Consider the following 18,001-nt stretch of genomic DNA (forward strand, 5'->3'; position numbering starts at 1 on the left):
GCTTTGGCCGAAAGAAGCCGTCCGATGACGCCCCTGGTCAAAATCTGCGGCCTCTCCACGCCCGAAAGCCTCGACGCCGCGATCGCGGCGGGCGCCGACATGGTCGGCTTCGTGTTCTTCGCCAGGAGCCCGCGCCACATCGACTTCGCGACGGCGCGCGCCCTCGGACGCCGAGCCCGCGGCCGGGCGACCATCGTGGCGCTGACGGTCGACGCCGACGACGCGCTGCTCTCGGACGTCGTCGAGGCCCTCGACCCCGACATGCTGCAGTTTCATGGCAAGGAAAGCCCGGAGCGGGTGGCCGCGATCGGCGCCCTTTACGGCCGCCGGACCCTGAAGGCGGTCGGCGTCGCCGCGCCCGACGACCTCGCGGCCGCGGGGGCCTACGACGGGGCGGCCGACTTCCTGCTGATCGACGCCAAGCCGCCGAAGGGCGCGGCCCTCCCCGGCGGCAACGGCCTGCCGTTCGACTGGCGCCTCGCGCGCGATTTCGCGCCCCGGCGTCCGTGGCTGCTCTCGGGCGGCCTCGCCCCCGACAACGTCGCGGCGGCGATCCGCGCCACCGGCGCCCGCGGCGTCGACGTGTCGTCGGGCGTCGAAAGCGCGCCCGGCGTCAAGGACGAAACCAGAATCGCGGCCTTCGTCGCCGCCGCGCGCACGGGCCTGGCCCGCACGCCCCTTGGAGCCAAGTGAATGACCAAGCTCGACAAGCCGAACTCCTTCCGCAAAGGGCCGGACGAGCGCGGCCGGTTCGGCATCTACGGCGGACGGTTCGTCGCCGAGACGCTGATGCCGCTGATCCTCTCGCTGGAAAAAGCCTACGGGGAGGCGAAGGCCGACCCGGCCTTCCACGCCGAGCTGAACGGCCTTCTCAAACACTATGTCGGCAGGCCGAGCCCGCTCTATTACGCCGAACGGCTGACCGCCCACCTCGGCGGGGCGAAGGTCTACTTCAAGCGCGACGAGTTGAACCACACCGGCGCCCACAAGATCAACAACGTGCTCGGCCAGATCCTGCTCGCCCGGCGCATGGGCAAGCAGCGGATCATCGCCGAGACCGGCGCCGGCCAGCACGGCGTCGCCACCGCCACCGCCTGCGCCCGCTTCGGCCTCGACTGCGTCGTCTACATGGGCGCGGTCGACGTCGAACGGCAGAAGCCGAACGTCTTCCGCATGAAGATGCTGGGCGCCGAGGTGCGGCCGGTTCAGGCCGGCGCGCGGACGCTGAAGGACGCGATGAACGAGGCTTTGCGCGACTGGGTCACCAACGTCGGCGACACCTTCTACTGCATCGGCACGGCGGCCGGCCCGCACCCCTACCCGATGATGGTGCGCGACTTCCAGTGCGTGATCGGCGACGAGACGCGCGCGCAGATCCTCGAGGCCGAAGGCCGGCTGCCCGACAGCCTGGTCGCGGCGATCGGCGGCGGCTCGAACGCGATCGGCCTGTTCCACCCGTTCCTCGACGACGAGGGCGTCGAGATTTTCGGGGTCGAAGCGGCGGGACACGGGCTCGCCGTGGACAATGGCCACGCCGCCTCGATCGCCGGCGGCCGGCCCGGCGTGCTGCACGGCAACCGCACCTACCTCCTGCAGGACGACGACGGGCAGATCCTCGAGGGCCATTCGATCTCGGCCGGCCTCGATTATCCCGGCGTCGGACCGGAGCATTCGTGGCTGCACGACGTCGGCCGGGTGAAGTACCTGTCCGCCACCGACAGGGAGGCGCTCGACGCCTTCCAGCTCCTGTCGAAGCTCGAGGGGATCATCCCGGCGCTCGAACCCGCGCACGCGCTCGCCAAGGTGATCGAACTCGCGCCGAAGCGGCCGAAGGACCACCTGATGGTGATGAACCTGTGCGGCCGCGGCGACAAGGACATCTTTGCGGTTGCGGAGCATCTGGGCGGGATGTGAGCGGCGCCGCGCGGGTCCCGGGCGCGTTTTGAGGTTGCTCAGGGGCTTGCGGCGGAATTTCCGGGCGCACGTTACTCCCAACCCCGTCATTGCGAGGAGCGAAGCGACGAAGCAACCCATGCCGCCGCTTGCCTCCTGCAGAAAAAATCGCTCCGTCTTCTGCTCGCAACGAAGGGCGGCGGGACGATCAGAGGGCGCAACAGCGGCCCAGCGGCCCTGGATCGCTTCGCTTCGCTCGCGATGACGGCGCTGTTCGCTGCCGGCTTGGGAATTACGGGCGCACTACCTGCCAAGCTTTGGCGCACCTTGGAAATGACGGGCGACCTGCATCCGTCCGGGGTCCGGCGCGTCTTCCGCCCGCACGGTCGCCGCGCGCACGAGCTGGCGAATGCGTCCGCGCGCGACTCCCTCCTCGGCCGCGATCTCGGCATGGCTCAGGCCCTCCGGCATGCGGGCGACGATGCGCTGCACCGCATCGCGCGGGCGGCGGCGCCGGGGGCGCGCAGAGGATGCGGCTGAGACAGGATGGACATGGCCGGCCTTTCGGCTGATCGCCCTACCATGCCATATATTTCTGTTTTTCGCAATATCTGTCGCACAAGCCCTTGGGCGCCGGCATTGCCTGGCCGACCGCTTCCCGACGGTCAGCCGGCTTCGAAGGCGCGTCAGGTCCGCGCCGAACCGAGCCGTTGCGCCGCTCCCGGCAACGAGGCGCTGACCGCATGGGCCTCGGTGTGGCATCCTCGCGACCGACGAGGAGAAGAGCCCATGAGCGGAACGATCCTGATCTACGGCGCGAGCGGCTATACCGGCAAGCTGATCGCGAAGCGGGCGGCCGATCAGGGCGTCCGGGCGATTCTCGCCGGGCGCAGCCGGGCGAGGGTGGAGGCGGCGGCGGCCCCGCTCGGCCTCGCGTCGCGCGTCTTCGATCTCGGCGACCCGAAAGCGATCGACGTCGGGCTCCGCGACGTGGCGGCCGCGCTCTGCGTCGCCGGCCCGTTCTCGGCGACGTCGCGCCCCATGGTCGACGCCTGCCTGCGCAAGGGCGTTCATTACCTCGACATCACCGGCGAGATCGACGTGTTCGAGGCGATCGCCGCGCGCGACGCCGAGGCGAAGGCGCGAATGGTCACGCTCCTGCCCGGCGTCGGTTTCGACGTCGTGCCGAGCGACTGCCTGGCCGCCCATCTCGCGCGCCGATTGCCCGACGCCGCGAAGCTGAAACTGTTCCTGTCGCTCGGGACGAACCCGTCGCGCGGCACCGCCAAGACCATGGTCGAGGCGATCGCCGCCGGCACGCAGATCCGGCGCAAGGGCGCGCTCGTCCGCCGCGACTGGCCCGAGGCCGGATCCTGCGACTTCGGCGCCGGCGAGCGGCCCACGGTTCAGGTCAGCTGGGGCGACGTCGCGACCGCCTTCCACTCGACGGGGATTCCCGACATCGAGGTTTTCTTCGAGGCGCTGCCGGCGATCCGCGCGCTCGCGCGGACGCCCCCGTTCGTCAAATCGTTCCTCGGGCGGCCGTTCATGCAAACCCTCCTCAAGCGGCAGATCGACCGGATGCCGGAAGGGCCGAGCGCCGAGGCGCGGGCGTCCGGGCGAGCGATCCTGGTCGGCGAGGCGAGCAACGCACGGGGCGAGCGCGTGCGCGCCCGGCTGACGACGCCGGAAGGCTACGCGCTGACCACGGCGACCGCCCTCGACGCTGCGGTCCGGGTCGCCGGCGGGACCGTCGAGCCCGGCTTCCAGACCCCGAGCCGCGCCTTCGGGCCGGATTACGTTCTGGAATTCGCGGGCGTGACCCGGACGGACCTCGATCCGTGACGGATATACTGTAATATCGAGCTATATAAAATTAGTCATAGACGCTTGCCGTAAAATCTGTTAGGGGATAGGTAAGCGGTCCCTGTCGCGCCGCCGTCAAGAGACTGCAATGCCCGATATCATCACCGCCAACCGCCTCGCGGATGGCGTGGTCGTGTTCCAGACCGCCGAATCGACCTGGAGCGAGGACTTCAACGACGCCGAGGTTCTGCCGGACGCCGCCGCGACCAAGGCCGCCTCGGCGCGCGCGGCGGAGGATGCGGCGCGCAATCTCGTGGTCGACGTCTACGCCGTCGCCGTCGAGACGCGCAACGGCCACGTCGTCCCCAAGGCGCTGCGCGAGGCGATCCGCGCCGCCGGGCCGACCGTCCGCCGCGATCTCGGCAAGCAGGCGCAGGGATTGGGGCCCCGCTCGGCGCCGATCGCGGTCGGAGACGCCTGACATGTACCATTACGACGATTTCGATCAGGCTTTCGTCGACGCCCGCGTCGCCCAGTTCCGCGATCAGGTCGACCGCCGCCTCGCCGGCGACCTGACCGAGGAGCAGTTCCGCCCGCACCGGCTGATGAACGGCCTCTATCTCCAGCTCCACGCCTACATGCTGCGGGTCGCCATTCCCTACGGCACGCTCGACGCCCGCCAGATGCGCAAGCTCGCCGAGATCGCCCGCGTCTACGACCGCGGCTACGGCCATTTCACCACCCGCCAGAACATCCAGTACAACTGGCCGGCGCTGAAGGACACGCCCGACATCCTCGCGGAGCTGGCGAGCGTCGAGATGCACGCCATCCAGACCTCGGGAAACTGCATCCGCAACGTGACGGCCGACCATTTCGCCGGCGTCGCGCACGACGAGATCGCCGACCCGCGGCCTTACGCCGAGATCCTGCGGCAATGGTCGTCGCTGCACCCGGAATTCAGCTTCCTGCCGCGCAAGTTCAAGATCGCGGTCAACGGCGCGACGCACGACCGCGCGGTGATCCAGGCGCACGACATCGGCCTGCAGGTCGTGCGCAACGAGGGCGGCGAGATCGGGTTCGCGGTCTATGTCGGCGGCGGCCTCGGGCGCACGCCGTTCGTCGGCCGCAAGGTGCGGGCGTTTCTCCCCGAGCGCGATCTCCTCGGCTATGTCGAGGCGATCCTGCGCGTCTACAATCTCGAGGGGCGGCGCGACAACAAGTACAAGGCGCGTATCAAGATCCTCATGCACGAGAAGACCCTCGAGACGCTGAAGGGCGAGATCGAGGCGGAATTCGAAGCCCGCGACCGGGCGCTCCTCGACCTGCCGCCCGAGGAGGTCGCCCGGGTCGCGGCGTTCTTCGCTCCCCCCGCGCTCGAGCTGAAGAAGCCGGTCAGCGACCGGGTCGAGCGGCGCCGGGACAAGGACGCGCGCTTCGCCAGCTTCCTCGCCGCCAACGTGACGCCGCACAAGGCGCCGGGCCACGTCGTCGTCACCGTGTCGCTGAAGCCGATCGGCGCCCCGCCCGGCGACTGCAGCGCCGACCAGATGGACGCCGTCGCCGACCTCGCCGAGGACTATTCGCACGGCGAGATCCGCGTTTCGCACGAGCAGAACCTGATCCTGCCCCATGTCGCGCTCGGCGACCTGCCGGCGGTCTACGACCGCCTGGCGTCCGTGGGGCTCGCCACGCCGAACGCCGGCCAGATCAGCGACATCATCGCCTGCCCCGGCCTCGATTATTGCGCGCTCGCCACCGCCCGCTCGATTCCGGTGGCCGAGCGCATCGCCCAGAAGTTCGGCGACGGCGCGAAGGCCAGGGCGATCGGCCCGCTCAAGGTCAAGATTTCCGGCTGCATCAACGCCTGCGGCCACCACCACGTCGGCCACATCGGCATCCTCGGCCTCGAGCGCGCGGGCGAAGAGACCTACCAGATCACGCTCGGCGGGTCGGGCGACGAAAACGCCGCGATCGGCCAGATCGTCGGCCCGGGCTTCAGCTACGAGAACGTGGTCGAGGCGGTCGAGACCATCGTCGAGACCTACATGGGCCTGAGAGCGGACGCGTCCGAGACCTTCCTCGACGCGTTCCGGCGCGTCGGGCTCGCGCCGTTCAAGGAGGCGCTCTACGAACGCAGCGCCGGGTCGGACATCTGATGAGCGCGCACGACGTCAAACTGTTCGGGGACCAGATCGCCGCCTCGCGGCTCGAAAGCCGGTTTGCGCGGGTCAAGGCCTCGTCGCTGATCCGTCTGGCGATCGAGGACCTGTTTCCCGGCCGCATCGCGCTCGTCTCCAGTTTCGGCGCCGACGCCGCCGCGCTCCTGCACATGGTGTCGCAGATCGACAAGGCGACGCCGGTGATCTTCGTCGACACCGGGCAGCACTTTCCCGAGACGCTCGCCTATCGCGACGAACTGTGCGCCACGCTCGGCCTCACCGACGTGAGGAGCGCGGCGCCCGAGGCGCAGACTTTGGCGCAGGAGGACCCGGAGAAGTGGCTGTTCTCGAGCGATCCGGACCGCTGCTGCGAAATCCGCAAGGTCCGGCCGCTCGCCGTGGCGATGGAAGGGTTCGACGCCTGGATCACCGGCCGCAAGGCTTTTCAGAGCGCGACGCGCGCCACCCTCCCCTTGTTCGAGGCCGAGGGCGAGCGGGTCAAAGTCAATCCCCTGGTGGGCTGGACCGCGACCGACGTGCTCGACTATATCCGCGAGGCAGGCCTGCCGCGCCATCCGCTGGTCGAGCGCGGGTTTCCGTCGATCGGCTGCATGCCGTGCACGAGCGCGGTCAGGCCCGGCGAGGACGAGCGCGCCGGGCGCTGGCGTGGCCGCGGCAAGACCGAGTGCGGCATCCACACCACGGTTCTCGACGCGGGGGCGGACATCTGATGGCTTTGTGGCGGCTTGGCGGTTTCGCCGACGATGGTTTTGCGCGTCTGGCCGACGCGGACGCGCTTCCCTCCGACGGCGCGGTGATCGTGTCGCTCGGGCGCTGGCTGTCGGAGCGCGAGACGCTGACGGCGCGCCCGGCGCCGGTCGGGGTCGCGGTCGAGGCGGGCGCCGACGCGCAGGCGCATCTGGCCGACCTCGCCGGGCGGCCGCTGATCGCGCTCGCCTTCGCCAAATTCGCCGACGGGCGGGCCTTTTCCTATGCCCGGCTGCTGCGCGACCGCCACGGCTTCAGGGGCGAACTGCGCGCCACCGGCGACGTGCTGATCGACGAGATCCCGCTGATGCTGCGGTGCGGCTTCGACGCGTTCGAGGTCGAGAACGGCCCGACCCTGGCCGCGCTGGAGGCCGGCCGCCTGCCCGGGCCGGCGATCCACTACCAGCCGGCGAGCGGCGCCGTCGCCGAGACGTCGCCCGGCCCACGGCCGTGGCTGCGGGCGTCCGCGGCGGAAGACCGGCCGCTCTCCCGCCCGCGCGGCCCGTCCGCCGACTGCTGACCCCACGCGCCGTCGCGCCGTCGCGACGAGTTTGCGGCGCCGCTTCACCGAGACGTCGCCCGGCCCGCGGCCGAAGACCTGCCGCTCTTGCCCCCGTCCGCCGACTGCCGACCCACGCCCCGTCGCGCCGCCACGACGGTCTCGCACGGGTCCGCGATCGGGGGCGCCGAAGGACCGGGCCCGGCCCGGCTCGGGGACTTCCCTGCGAAGGACGTCATTTACGACGAATGGGATTTTTGGTCCTTGATCCGGACTGTAAACCGTGACAACTGAATATTGAAGCTGTACACTTGTCGGACCGCAGGGAGAGGAAGGCGGCGCCCGGGGCTTTTTCCATCGCCGGTTTCGCAGAAGGCGGGGCCCTCGCAGATGTCTTCCAGACTTTGGCGGTCGCTTGGGATGCGCAATTTGGCGCGGGTTCCCACGGTCCCCAGGAGGCCAGGCCTTCGATGGAGGCAAGAAAACGTCTCAGACGCATGGCGTTCGCCAACATAAGCGCCGTGGCGGCCCGTCTCGGTCAAACCGTCCAGAGGGATCACGAGGGCAAGAGACTAACGGTAGCAGGGATATGCAACGTTGATTAGTTTCGACAATCAATTTCCTCGACCCGCCGGCAAGGTTCCATCCGGCGAGGATCTCGACAGAGAACTTTACTGCATTTTGGGCATGCCCGTCGACAACGTAAGCTCGGCGGACGTCATTCGATGCATCCATCACTCGGCGCAAACCAAGACGCCGCTTTTTCTGTCGACGCCAAATCTCAACTTCTTCAATACCGGCTGGCGCGATCCGGCTTTCCATAAGTCCCTGCTTTGCAGCGACTTATGTCCTCCTGACGGAATGCCGGTGGTGTGGCTGAGCCGGCTGCTCGGCGTTCCCATGAGACAGCGGATCGCCGGATCGGACATTCTCGCCCTTCTGCGGGAGCAGAGGACCTCCAGACCCCTGGAGTTGTTCTTCTTCGGCGGCGACGAAGGGGTGGCCGAGGCCGCCGCGAAAATCTTCAACGAGCCCGGGAACGGCGCACGTTGCATCGGATGGATTTACCCCGGGTTTCACCCGGTCGCCGATATGAGCAGCGACGAGATTGTCGGCGCGATCAACGACAGCGGCGCGGATTTTCTCGTCGTCGCCCTCGGCGCCCGGAAGGGGCAGGCCTGGCTGATGCACAACGCCGGGAGACTGCGCATTCCGGTGCGGGCCCATTTCGGCGCGTCGCTGAACTTCGAAGCGGGAAGACTGAAGCGGGCGCCGAAGCGGCTCCAGCAATGGGGCATGGAATGGCTTTGGCGCATCAAGGAGGAGCCGTACCTCTGGAGGCGCTATCTCGACGACGGCCTGTCGTTTCTGCACGCGCTGTGGACGTATGTCGCGCCGCTCGTGGGCGAGCGCCGGCTGGCGGCGTCGCGACCCAAGCGAGATTTCGCGATCCACAGCTTCGTCGACGAATCCGGCGTGGTCACGGTCACGATGGCCGGTCCGGCCACGATCGAGCATATCGATCGCATCATCGCCGAGTTCTCCACAGCCCTGAAGGCGGCCGAAAAGATAACGATCGACATGTCGGCGGTGACGACCGTCGATCCCCGCTTCCTCGGCCTGCTGATCATATTTCGGCGCAAGGTCGAGCGAGCCAGGCTCGGGCTCGCCTTCGTCGGAATTTCGGCCGACCTGAAATGGCAGTTCCAGCGTCACAAATCCGAGTTCCTCGTAGCTCCTCAAGCCGCCGAAGCCTTCGCGCCGGAGGCGAACGAGCGCAGGGCCCTCTCCGCCGCGGCCTCCTGAAAGGCGCCCCCGGCGGCGGCGGTCGCGTGAACGATCGTCCCGGCCGCGCGCTCGCGCCCCGGGCCGGTCCATTTGCACGCAAGCTTGATAGGCTTCGTTTGCCTGAACACCATTCCGACGGCCCGCGCCGGCTCGACGAGCCCGCGCGACACTGACATTTTTCGTTGCGCCGCCGGCATCGTCGAGGCATGTCATCCTGGCTGATAGCGAGGAATGTCCCGTGGCAGACGTCGTCGTGGCCATCGTTGGCTTTCGCAACGCGGACGACATACGTGCCTGCTTGCGCTCGCTCGCGCTCCTGGTCGACACCCCCTCGTTCGACGTGTTTATCGCCGAGAACGGCGGCCCGGCGGCGATGGACGCCCTCGTGGCGATGCTCGACGCCGGCGATCCGGCCTGGACGCCCACCGACGCGAAGCCGCCGGTCGCGCCCGATCACGGCGTCAGGACGCGCAGCTATCGCCTCGACGGGCGCGAACCGGGATCGGGCTACGTCCACGTCGCCGAATCCAGCGAAAACCTCGGCTACGCCGGCGGCGTCAACGTCTGGCTGCGGCCCCTGCTCGCGGCGGACGGATGGACCGCCGCCTGGATTCTCAATCCGGACACCGAGCCGCGTCCGGAGGCCCTCGCCGAACTCGCGGCCTATTCGGAGAGCCGCGGCAAGGGCATGGTTGGGAGTTTGATCGTGCGCGACGACGACCCGACCGTCATCGCAATGCGGGGGTTGAGCTGGCGGAAATGGACCGGTCGAAGCGTCGCCGTCGGCCGCGGCGACTCCGCTTCCGTCGAGCCCGACCCGGCGGCGGTCGCAGCGAGCCTCACCGCGCCCTCGGGCGCGTCGATGTACGTGACGCGGTCTTTGATCGAGCGGATCGGCCTGATGTACGATCCCTATTTCCTCTATTCCGAGGATGTGGAATGGGGCGTGCGGGCGAAAAAGCTCGGCGAGCTCGGCCACGCCCACAAGTCCGTGGTCGTGCACAAACACGGCACGACCATCGGCAGTTCCGGCGACAAGGCCGCGCGCTCGCCGCTGTCCGTCTACCTCGGCGCGCGCAACGCCATCCTGTTCGCACGCCGGAACTATCCCGCGTTCGTCCTGCCGGCGCTGGCGATGCAGATCCTCCAGGCGGGGCGATATCTGCCCGCTGGCTCCCCCGCCAACTTCCGCACCGCCGTCCAGGGGATCGTCGCGGGCGTGCTCGGCGAGACGGGGCGGCCGGACCCCCTGCCCGGCGCCCCAACGACCCGGCCGGACAACGCCGCGAAATCCGTGTCGGCGTGACGTCGCGAGGACCGCGAACGGCCTATCCCGCCCAGCCCCCGAGTTCGCGCCGGACGACCGCTTCGAGGGCCGCCATGCCGTCGGCGCTGTCGTTGAGGCAGGGAATCGCCGCGAATCGCTCGCCGCCGGCCTCCTCGAAATAGCCCGCGTTCTCGACGCCGATCTCCTCCAGCGTCTCGAGGCAGTCGGCGGCGAAGCCGGGCGTGATGACGGCGATGCGCCGGACGCCGCTCGCAGCGAGCTCGCGCACCGTCTCGTCGGTGTAGGGGCGCAGCCACTCGCCGGGCCCAAAGCGCGACTGGAAGGTCATCCTCAGGCGCCCCTCCTCCCAGCCGAGTTCGGCGGCGAGGAGGCGGGTCGTCTTGGCGCAATGGCAGTAGTAGGGATCGCCCTTTTCGAAATAGGCCTGGGGAATGCCGTGGAACGAGGCGAGCACGACCTCCGGCTCGAAGTCGAGCTTGGCCAGGCCGTCGCGGGTCGAGCGCGCCAGCGCCTCGATATAGGCCGGGTCGTCGTACCAGGGAGCCGCAATCCGGATGGTCGGCTGCCAGCGCATCGTCTTGAGCGCGTCGAACACCTTGTCGCCGACGGTGGCGGTCGTCGCCGCGCAATATTGCGGATAGAGGGGGACGACGAGAATGCGGTCGCAGCCCTGGGCCTGGAGGGCGGCCAGGCGGTCGCCGATCCGCGGCAGGCCGTAGCGCATCGCCCAGTCGACGTCGATGTCCGGCGACAGGCTTTTCAGCGCCCCGGCGAGCTTGTCGCTCTGCGCGCGGGTGATGGTCTTGAGGGGCCCCTCGTCGCGCTCGGTGTTCCAGATCGAGGCGTAGTCCCGGCCCTTGGCGGTCGGCCGTCTCAGGAGGATGATCTGCAGGATCAGCAGCCAGAGCGCGCGGGGCGCCTCGATCACCCGCTGGTCGGACAGGAACTCCTTGAGATAGCGCCGCATCGACCAGTAGTCGGTGCCCTCCGGCGTGCCGAGGTTGACGATCAGGACGCCGATGCGGCCGCTCTTGAACGGCGGATGCTCGGTCAGGCGGCGCAGGACGTCCGCCGCCGCCGCCGCCGCGGAGGCCCGCGCGGCGGGCGTCGGACTCGGCCCGTACGCCTCGTCCCGAACCTCTTCCGACACGTTCATTCGTCCGCCGGCGTGAAGGTGGTCGCCACGCCGTTGATGCAATAGCGCAGGCCGGTCGGCGGCGGACCGTCGGGAAACACGTGGCCGAGGTGCGAGCCGCAGCGCGCGCAATGCACCTCCGTCCGGGTCATGCCCCAGGAATCGTCGACCGTGCGGCCGAGCGCGCCGGCGACGGGCGAGGTGAAGCTCGGCCAGCCGGTGCCGCTGTCGAATTTCTCCGTGGCTTCGAACAGGGGCTGGCCGCAGCCGGCGCAAGCGAACACGCCGGGGCGCTTCTCGTGCAAGAGCGCGCAGCTTCCCGGCCGCTCGGTCGCGTGGTCGCGCATGATCGCATACTGCTCGGGCGTCAGCAGCGCGCGCCACTCGGCTTCCGTGTGCGTGACGGGGAATTGGGCCTGGCTCATCGGGAGTCTCCTTGCGCGCGACTCTAGCGCTTTTTGCTCTTTATTCGAACCACAAAGACCACCAAGGCCCACGAAGACTTCGCGATCCTTCGTCGCCTTCGTGGCGATGATACGCCGTCACGCGTGCGCCGGATCAGCACCGGTCATGAACTGCGCTCGCGCGAGGCCGGCGAACACGCCGCCGCGCGCCACCAGTTCGTCGAACGACCCGGTCTCGATGATGCGGCCGCGCTCGAACACCAGAATCCGGTCGGCGTTGCGGATGGTGGCCAGGCGATGGGCGATGACGAAGGTGGTGCGGCCGCGCATCGCGGCGTCCACCGCCGCCTGCACCTGCCGCTCGGTCTGCGCGTCGAGGGCGCTGGTCGCTTCGTCCAGCACCATGATCGGCGGGTCCTTGAGCAGCGCGCGGGCGATCGACAGGCGCTGGCGCTCGCCCCCCGACAGGTTGCGCCCGCGCTCGCCGATCACGCTTTGCAGGCCGTTGGGGGCGCGCCGGACGAAATCGAGCGCCTGGGCCGCTTCCAGCGCATGGCTCATCTCGGCCGCCGTCGCGTCGGGCTTGCCGATGCGCAGGTTCTCCTCGATCGAGCGGGCGAAGATGAACGGCTCCTGGAACACCACGCCGATATTTTCCCTGAGCGACTCGAGCGTCATGGTGCGGATGTCGCGCCCGTCGATCGTCACCCGGCCTTCGGTCGGGTCGAACACCCGGTGCAGCAGGTTCAGCGTCGTCGACTTGCCCGATCCGGTCGAGCCGACGAGGGCGATCGTCTCGCCGGCGCGCGCCTCGAAGCTGACGTCGCTCAACGCCTCGCGCCCCTTGTCGTAGGCGAACGACACATCCTCGAAGCGCACCGCGCCGACGAGCCGGCCGACCGGCGTCGCGTCGGGGGCGTCGCTGACGTCCGGCCGCGTGTCCATCACCTCGAAGAACATTCTGATCCGCGGCGACTGGCTCAGCATGTAATTCATGAACCCGACCGTCTGCTCGAGCCGCCCGACCAGCATCTGCGCCAGCGCCATGAAGGCGACGATCTGGCCGACGGTGGTGAGGTTCCGCATCAACAGCCACACGCCGGTGACGAGGATCGACACCAGCGCGATCGTCGAGCCCGACCGGGTCGCCACCGACGCGAACGCCCACCAGGTGAGCACCGGCAGCTGCGCGTGCAGCATCCGGTCGATCATGCGATGCAGCGCGCCCGTCTCCTCGTCGGCGCGGGCGAAGCTCTGGATCGCCGGCATGTTGCCGAGCACGTCCGACACCCGCTCGGCGACGTCGTTCGAATAGACGTCGGCGGCGCTCTGCATCACCTCGGTCTTGCGCAGCACGAGGTTCATCACGAAGCCCAGCGCGACCACGAGCGCGAGCAGGATGCCGCCGAGCCGCCAGTTGACGATCAGCGTCGCCGGCAGGAGCACGACGAGGGCGACGAGGGCGGCGAAATGCTCGCGGAAGAACGACAGCCAGACGCCGAACATGCCCGAGGCGCCTTCGATCATGATCTTGAGCAGGCGGCCGGTGTGGGCGCTGGCGTGGAAACTCATCGGCAGGTGCAGCACGTGGTCGAAGAAGGCCGCCATCTCGACCACCCGCCGGCGGTGCGAGAGGCGATCGGAATAGAGCGCGACCGTGACGCCTGCGACGATGGTGAAGATGCCGAACGCCGCCCAGGCCGCGAGCCAGGGTCCGATCGCCTCCCACGTCAGCGCATGGCCCGGCTGGAGCGACCGCGTGAGCTGGTCGATGATTTTTCCGAACAGCATCGGCTCGGCGAACAGCGACACGGCGATGGCGACGTTGGCGAGAACCAGGGCGGCCGCGAGCCAGCGCTCCGGCCCGAGCCGCCCGAGGACGCGCGCGTAAAGTCTTGTGAAGTTCATGGACACGCCATCCCCGGCCCGGTCGCCCGCTCGTCCGGGCGTCTTCGGGCCGGCTCGCTTTTAGGCGAAACGGCGGCCGAAATCACCCGGCGGGCGGCCGCCGACCGCGAGGGCGAGGCGCGCGCGGCGGCGCCGAGCGGCGGCGTCCGCGACGGCCGCCCGCAGTTCGTTCACGCCACCACCGCCAGCACGAACCCGTCCCAGCCCTTGGCGCCGACGGTCTGGACGGCGGTCGCTGAGAGCCGCGGCTCCGCCTTCAGCACCTCGAACATCCTCTGGACCCCGCGAATCTGGCGGTCCTGCGTCGCCGCGTCGAGAACCCGCCCGGCCCGGACCACGTTGTCGACCACGATCGTCGTCCCCGGGCGCGACAGGCGCAATGCCCAGGCGAGGTAGTCGGCGTTGTTCTCCTTGTCGGCGTCGATGAAGACGAAGTCGAACGGCGCGAGGCCCTCGGCCTCGAGCGTCGGCAGGCTGTCGAGCGCCGCGCCGACCCGCACCTCGACGGTGTCGGCGAGGCCGGCGCGCGCGACGTTCTTCCGCGCGATCTCCGCGTGGGTCGCGTCGGCCTCCAGGGTGACGAGGCGCCCGCCCGGGGCGAGGGCGCGGGCGATCCAGATCGTCGAATAGCCGCCGAGCGCGCCGATCTCGAGCGCGGTTCGGGCGCCGGCGATCCGCGCGAGCAGATGCAGCATCTTGCCGTGCGCCGCAGAAACCTCGATCGGCGGCAGTCCGGCGGCCGCGCTGGCTGCGAGCGCGGCGCTCAGCGCCTCGTCCTGCCCGCCGATCGCCTGCTCGAGGTAATCGTCGACGGCTTCCCACTTGTCTCGTGTCACGAGGCTCGGGCTCCTCTCCCATTTGGGCGACGGCGGGGCCGTCCTTGAATAAGATAGCGGCTATCATAAAGAGAGCAGTCCTGGCGGAAAGCCGTCCCCAGGAGAATAATATGACCGGGACCAAGCGATACCGCAGCGACGCGCTTCGGTCGCTGCATGAGGTCGCCGAGGATCTCGACGCCGTGGGCGCGATCGACAAGGCGACCATGCGCGACTTCGACGTCAGTTGCCTGACGCCCGCCGAGCCGCTGGCGTCCCTACCCCGATGCGCGCCATCGTGACGGCGCCCAAGGATTGCGGGTCGCTCCGCCGCCGGAGCCTCCTCGCGCGGCGTTCCCGTCGGCGCCGCGACACATCCGGGAATTGAAATCTATGCCGGCGGAACACGTCCGAATTGTTTTCTCGACCACATCGGAGCTTGTCGATCAAGACGGAGCTGACGTCGGCCTGGCCGCATCAGAGATATCAGAATATTTAACACATCCGGCTGCCGCTGCACGTCAGGCACTGATCCTCTGCTCTGTTTAGGTAAAATTATTTAATATCGATTTGCTGTATTCATGAATAAGATTCGCTATGCTCATGAATAAACGGACTCCATAACCTGTTTAAGGGCGTGCTGGTTTCGCTCCATTCCCGATTGGCCACCCCTCGACGTGGAGACGCCAACCATGACTCGATCGACCGTACTCGCCATCCTCTCCTATTCCGCTGTCGCCGTCACCGCTCTATGCGCGAGCCGTGACAACGCTGAGGCCGCCTATCAGCAGACGAATCTCGTTTCCAGTGTTTCCGGCCTCGCCAGCGTGACCGATTCTTCATTGGTGAACCCCTGGGGCATCTCGTTCATCGGGCCGACGCCGTCCTCCGGCCCCTTCTGGATTTCGAACCAGGGAACGAACACCACCACCGTGTACTCGGTCGTCGGCACGACCGGCGTGAGCGGAAATCTGTTGACTGTGGCCATTCCGACGACAGCGGGCGGGCCCAACGGTCCAACCGGTCAGGTTTCCAATACCGGGACGTCTTTCAGGGTCGGCGACGGCGGGGACGGCGGGGCCGCGCTTTTCATTTTCGCCAACTTGAACGGCGCGATATCGGCATGGGACGGGGGTTCGACCGCCTTCGTTCAGCAGACGACGCCCGGCGCCGTCTACACCGGACTGGCCAAGAACCAGGCCCAGACGATGCTCTACGCCGCCAACGCCAGCGACGGCGCAATCGACGTCTTCGACGGCGCTTTCAATCCGGTCACGCTGGGCGCCGGCGCCTTCGCCACGCCGGCGGCGATCGCCGCCTCGAGCCTCGTCCCGTTCAACGTGCATGACATCGGCGGCAGCGTCTACGTCACATACGCCCCGGCCGGACGCGCGGCGCAGACGACGGCGAGCGCAGGAGAAGGAGCCGTCGCGGTCTTCGACGAAAACGGCGTCCTGAAAGATACGATCATGGGCGGTCCCCTCGCCGCGCCGTGGGGCGTCGCCGTCGCTCCGGCGGGCTTCGGGCAATTCGGCGGCGACCTGCTCGTCGGGAATTTCAGCTTCAAGGACAGCAGAATCGACGCGTTCGACCCGGCAACCGGCGAGTTTGTCGGATCGATCGCCATCGACGCCGGGGCCGGGCAAACGGCAGGCGGTCTCTGGGACATGACCTTTGGGACGGGAGGGAACAACGGAAGCCCGACGGCGCTCTATTTCAGCGACGGGATCAACGGAGAGACCGGCGGTCTTTTCGGCGTCCTCACCCCTGTGCCGGAACCGTCAACGTGGGCGATGATGGTGCTCGGCTTCGCGGGTCTGGGCTTCGCCGGATACCTCAACTCCCGAGGGCGCGCCGTTCCGGCATAAGGCTCCTGCCCTTATCCGGCCGGCTCCGCTGGCGTTTCTCCGCAGGCGGGAGAAGAAGACCTCCCCCGCGCGACGCGGCCTCTCGTCTCAACGGAAGGGCGGCGTCCGGCCGTCCGGGGCGCGCGAGACGCGCGCCCTCCCGCGTCCGGCGTCGGCCCGCCCCTATTCCTTCCCCGCGACGCCGGCTTCCGCAAACGTGGCCATGCCGTTGTGGCAGGCGACCGCCGCCTTGATCACGCCGACCGCGACCGCGGCGCCCGAGCCTTCGCCGAGCCGCATGCCGAGGTTCAGAATCGGGGTCTTGCCCAGCCGTTCGAGCGCCTGCGCGTGGGCGCGCTCGGCCGAGACGTGGCCGGCGAGGCAGTGGTCGAGCGCCCCCGGGTCGAGCGCCTGGAGAACGGCGGCGGCCGAGCAGACCACGAATCCGTCCAGCACCACCGGGACGTTGCGCAGCCGCGCCGCCAGGATCGCCCCCGCCATGGCGGCGATCTCGCGCCCGCCGAGCCGGGCGAGAACCTCGAGCGGATCGGCGAGATGCGCCTTGTGGAGGGCGATCGCCGCGCGCACCGCCTCCGCCTTGCGCCGCAGCCCGGCGTCGTCGACCCCCGTGCCGCGGCCGACCCAGTCCTCCGCCTCGCCGCCCCAGAGCGCGTGATAGATCGCCGCCGCCGCCGTGGTGTTGCCGATCCCCATCTCGCCCAGGACCAGCAAGTCCGGCCCGGAGGCGAGCGCCTCCATGCCGTAGGCGATGGTCGCGGCGCAGTTGCGCTCGTCCATCGCCGGCTCTTGGGTGATGTCCCCGGTCGGGCGCTCGAGCGCCAGTTCGTAGACCTTGAGCGAGATGTCGAACGCCTTGCAGATCTGGTTGATCGCGGCGCCGCCGGCGGTGAAATTGGCCACCATCCCGGTCGTCACCGACTGCGGGAACGACGACACCCCCTGGGCGACGACGCCGTGGTTGCCGGCGAACACCGCCACCAGCGGCGCGTCGACATGCGGCCGCGCCGACCCCTGCCAGCCGGCGAGGAAGGCGGTGATCTCCTCGAGCCGGCCGAGCGAGCCGGCCGGCTTGGTGAGCTCGGACTCGCGCGCCCTCGCCTCGGCGATCGCGGCCTGGTCCGGCCCCGGCATTTGCAGAAGCAGGGCGCGGATATCGTCGAAAGGACGGACTTCATCTGCCATTTTCAGGGACTCTTCGAAAAACAAACGGCACGGCTATAGGCGAATTCGGCGGCGAACGCCAAAGCCGTCCACCGGCGCGAAGCGCCGCTTCGGACAGGTCCCGACGCCTGGCCGTCATGGCGCGCGCCGCCCGGCCTCTCGATCCGAACATGCAACCGCGCTCGATCAGGGGCGCCGACGCCTTTTCCTCGCTTCGCAGCGCGCCCGCACGCGCGTCGCCGATCGCCGGAGGCTCGGCGTCAGTTGATCTTGCAAACCCTGTAAACTTTGTTAGGCTTTCTCCGCGGCGAATTGTCACGCCTTTGTGAAATGAGGGGTAACTCCCAAGCCGCCTTTTACGCGGCGAAGGCTTGGACGATCTGAGCTGGGGTGGCGGTTAGGATCTGGAGGATATTGCAGCCGTGCTTTCTCGCGGTCGAGACGACGGATCTGAGGCTGGCGAAGATTTGAGCGCCGGCGAGGGTTCGGAACGAGCCCGAGATTTTCAT

At 68.8% G+C, this 18,001-nt stretch carries 17 protein-coding genes; 12 read left to right on the top strand and 5 right to left on the bottom strand.

The features are described from left to right. The first annotated feature begins 24 nt into the window (after nt 1–24). From DFR50_RS27110 to DFR50_RS27160, 10 genes are all read left to right on the top strand, one after another. Nucleotides 25–693: a phosphoribosylanthranilate isomerase gene (locus DFR50_RS27110; RefSeq protein ID WP_113892708.1), complete on the top strand. Its 669-nt coding sequence runs from the start codon at nt 25–27 to the stop codon at nt 691–693. Further along, the gene (gene trpB, locus DFR50_RS27115) at nt 694–1,914 is read left to right on the top strand and encodes a tryptophan synthase subunit beta (protein ID WP_113892709.1); all 1,221 of its coding nucleotides are present in this window, start codon (nt 694–696) and stop codon (nt 1,912–1,914) included. Between the two features lie 240 nt (nt 1,915–2,154). Beyond that, nucleotides 2,155–2,433: a hypothetical protein gene (locus DFR50_RS27120; RefSeq protein WP_147262948.1), complete on the top strand. Its 279-nt coding sequence runs from the start codon at nt 2,155–2,157 to the stop codon at nt 2,431–2,433. A 249-nt stretch (nt 2,434–2,682) separates the two neighbouring features. Then, the gene (locus DFR50_RS27125) at nt 2,683–3,738 is read left to right on the top strand and encodes a saccharopine dehydrogenase family protein (RefSeq protein WP_113892711.1); all 1,056 of its coding nucleotides are present in this window, start codon (nt 2,683–2,685) and stop codon (nt 3,736–3,738) included. Nucleotides 3,739–3,847: 109 nt separating this feature from the next. After that, nucleotides 3,848–4,180 carry a DUF2849 domain-containing protein gene (locus tag DFR50_RS27130; RefSeq protein ID WP_113892712.1) on the top strand — a complete coding sequence of 111 codons (333 nt, stop codon included), beginning with the start codon at nt 3,848–3,850 and terminating at the stop codon, nt 4,178–4,180. 1 nt (nt 4,181) lies between these two features. Further along, on the top strand, nt 4,182–5,855 hold the full coding sequence (locus DFR50_RS27135) for a nitrite/sulfite reductase (protein ID WP_113892714.1): 1,674 nt from the start codon (nt 4,182–4,184) through the stop codon (nt 5,853–5,855). Further along, nucleotides 5,855–6,589, top strand: coding sequence for a phosphoadenylyl-sulfate reductase (locus DFR50_RS27140; RefSeq protein ID WP_113892716.1), 735 nt, complete (start codon nt 5,855–5,857; stop codon nt 6,587–6,589). Before DFR50_RS27135 ends, DFR50_RS27140 begins: the two co-directional genes overlap by 1 nt. After that, on the top strand, nt 6,589–7,146 hold the full coding sequence (locus tag DFR50_RS27145) for a DUF934 domain-containing protein (protein WP_113892718.1): 558 nt from the start codon (nt 6,589–6,591) through the stop codon (nt 7,144–7,146). The genes DFR50_RS27140 and DFR50_RS27145 overlap by 1 nt, the downstream gene beginning before the upstream one ends. 666 nt (nt 7,147–7,812) lie before the next feature. Beyond that, entirely contained in the window at nt 7,813–8,931 is a 1,119-nt protein-coding gene (locus DFR50_RS27150) for a WecB/TagA/CpsF family glycosyltransferase (protein WP_113892720.1), read from the top strand. A 220-nt stretch (nt 8,932–9,151) separates the two neighbouring features. Beyond that, nucleotides 9,152–10,219 carry a glycosyltransferase family 2 protein gene (locus tag DFR50_RS27160; protein ID WP_113892724.1) on the top strand — a complete coding sequence of 356 codons (1,068 nt, stop codon included), beginning with the start codon at nt 9,152–9,154 and terminating at the stop codon, nt 10,217–10,219. A gap of 22 nt (nt 10,220–10,241) precedes the next feature. Here the strand turns inward: DFR50_RS27160 and hemH are convergent, their stop codons facing one another. The 4 genes from hemH to DFR50_RS27180 form a co-directional block, all read right to left on the bottom strand. Then, entirely contained in the window at nt 10,242–11,357 is a 1,116-nt protein-coding gene (gene hemH, locus DFR50_RS27165) for a ferrochelatase (RefSeq protein ID WP_113892726.1), read from the bottom strand. After that, nucleotides 11,354–11,761 carry a peptide-methionine (R)-S-oxide reductase MsrB gene (msrB, locus tag DFR50_RS27170; protein ID WP_113892728.1) on the bottom strand — a complete coding sequence of 136 codons (408 nt, stop codon included), beginning with the start codon at nt 11,759–11,761 and terminating at the stop codon, nt 11,354–11,356. The genes hemH and msrB overlap by 4 nt, the downstream gene beginning before the upstream one ends. Before the next feature lie 117 nt (nt 11,762–11,878). After that, a complete protein-coding gene (locus DFR50_RS27175; RefSeq protein WP_113892729.1) occupies nt 11,879–13,648 on the bottom strand; it encodes a glucan ABC transporter ATP-binding protein/ permease in 1,770 nt (589 codons plus the stop codon). 170 nt (nt 13,649–13,818) lie between these two features. After that, on the bottom strand, nt 13,819–14,484 hold the full coding sequence (locus DFR50_RS27180; protein WP_113892731.1) for an O-methyltransferase: 666 nt from the start codon (nt 14,482–14,484) through the stop codon (nt 13,819–13,821). Between the two features lie 110 nt (nt 14,485–14,594). Between DFR50_RS27180 and DFR50_RS27185 the strand changes: the two genes are divergently transcribed. Further along, nucleotides 14,595–14,765 (top strand): hypothetical protein, encoded by a 171-nt coding sequence (locus DFR50_RS27185; RefSeq protein WP_210209055.1) that lies wholly within the window; start codon nt 14,595–14,597, stop codon nt 14,763–14,765. A gap of 390 nt (nt 14,766–15,155) precedes the next feature. Beyond that, on the top strand, nt 15,156–16,331 hold the full coding sequence (locus tag DFR50_RS27190) for a TIGR03118 family protein (protein WP_113892733.1): 1,176 nt from the start codon (nt 15,156–15,158) through the stop codon (nt 16,329–16,331). Nucleotides 16,332–16,493: 162 nt separating this feature from the next. Here the strand turns inward: DFR50_RS27190 and cobT are convergent, their stop codons facing one another. Beyond that, nucleotides 16,494–17,513, bottom strand: coding sequence for a nicotinate-nucleotide--dimethylbenzimidazole phosphoribosyltransferase (gene cobT, locus DFR50_RS27195; RefSeq protein ID WP_113892735.1), 1,020 nt, complete (start codon nt 17,511–17,513; stop codon nt 16,494–16,496). Nucleotides 17,514–18,001: the final 488 nt, after the last annotated feature.

This window comes from Roseiarcus fermentans (assembly GCF_003315135.1).
Classification (GTDB): Bacteria; Pseudomonadota; Alphaproteobacteria; order Rhizobiales; family Beijerinckiaceae; genus Roseiarcus; species Roseiarcus fermentans.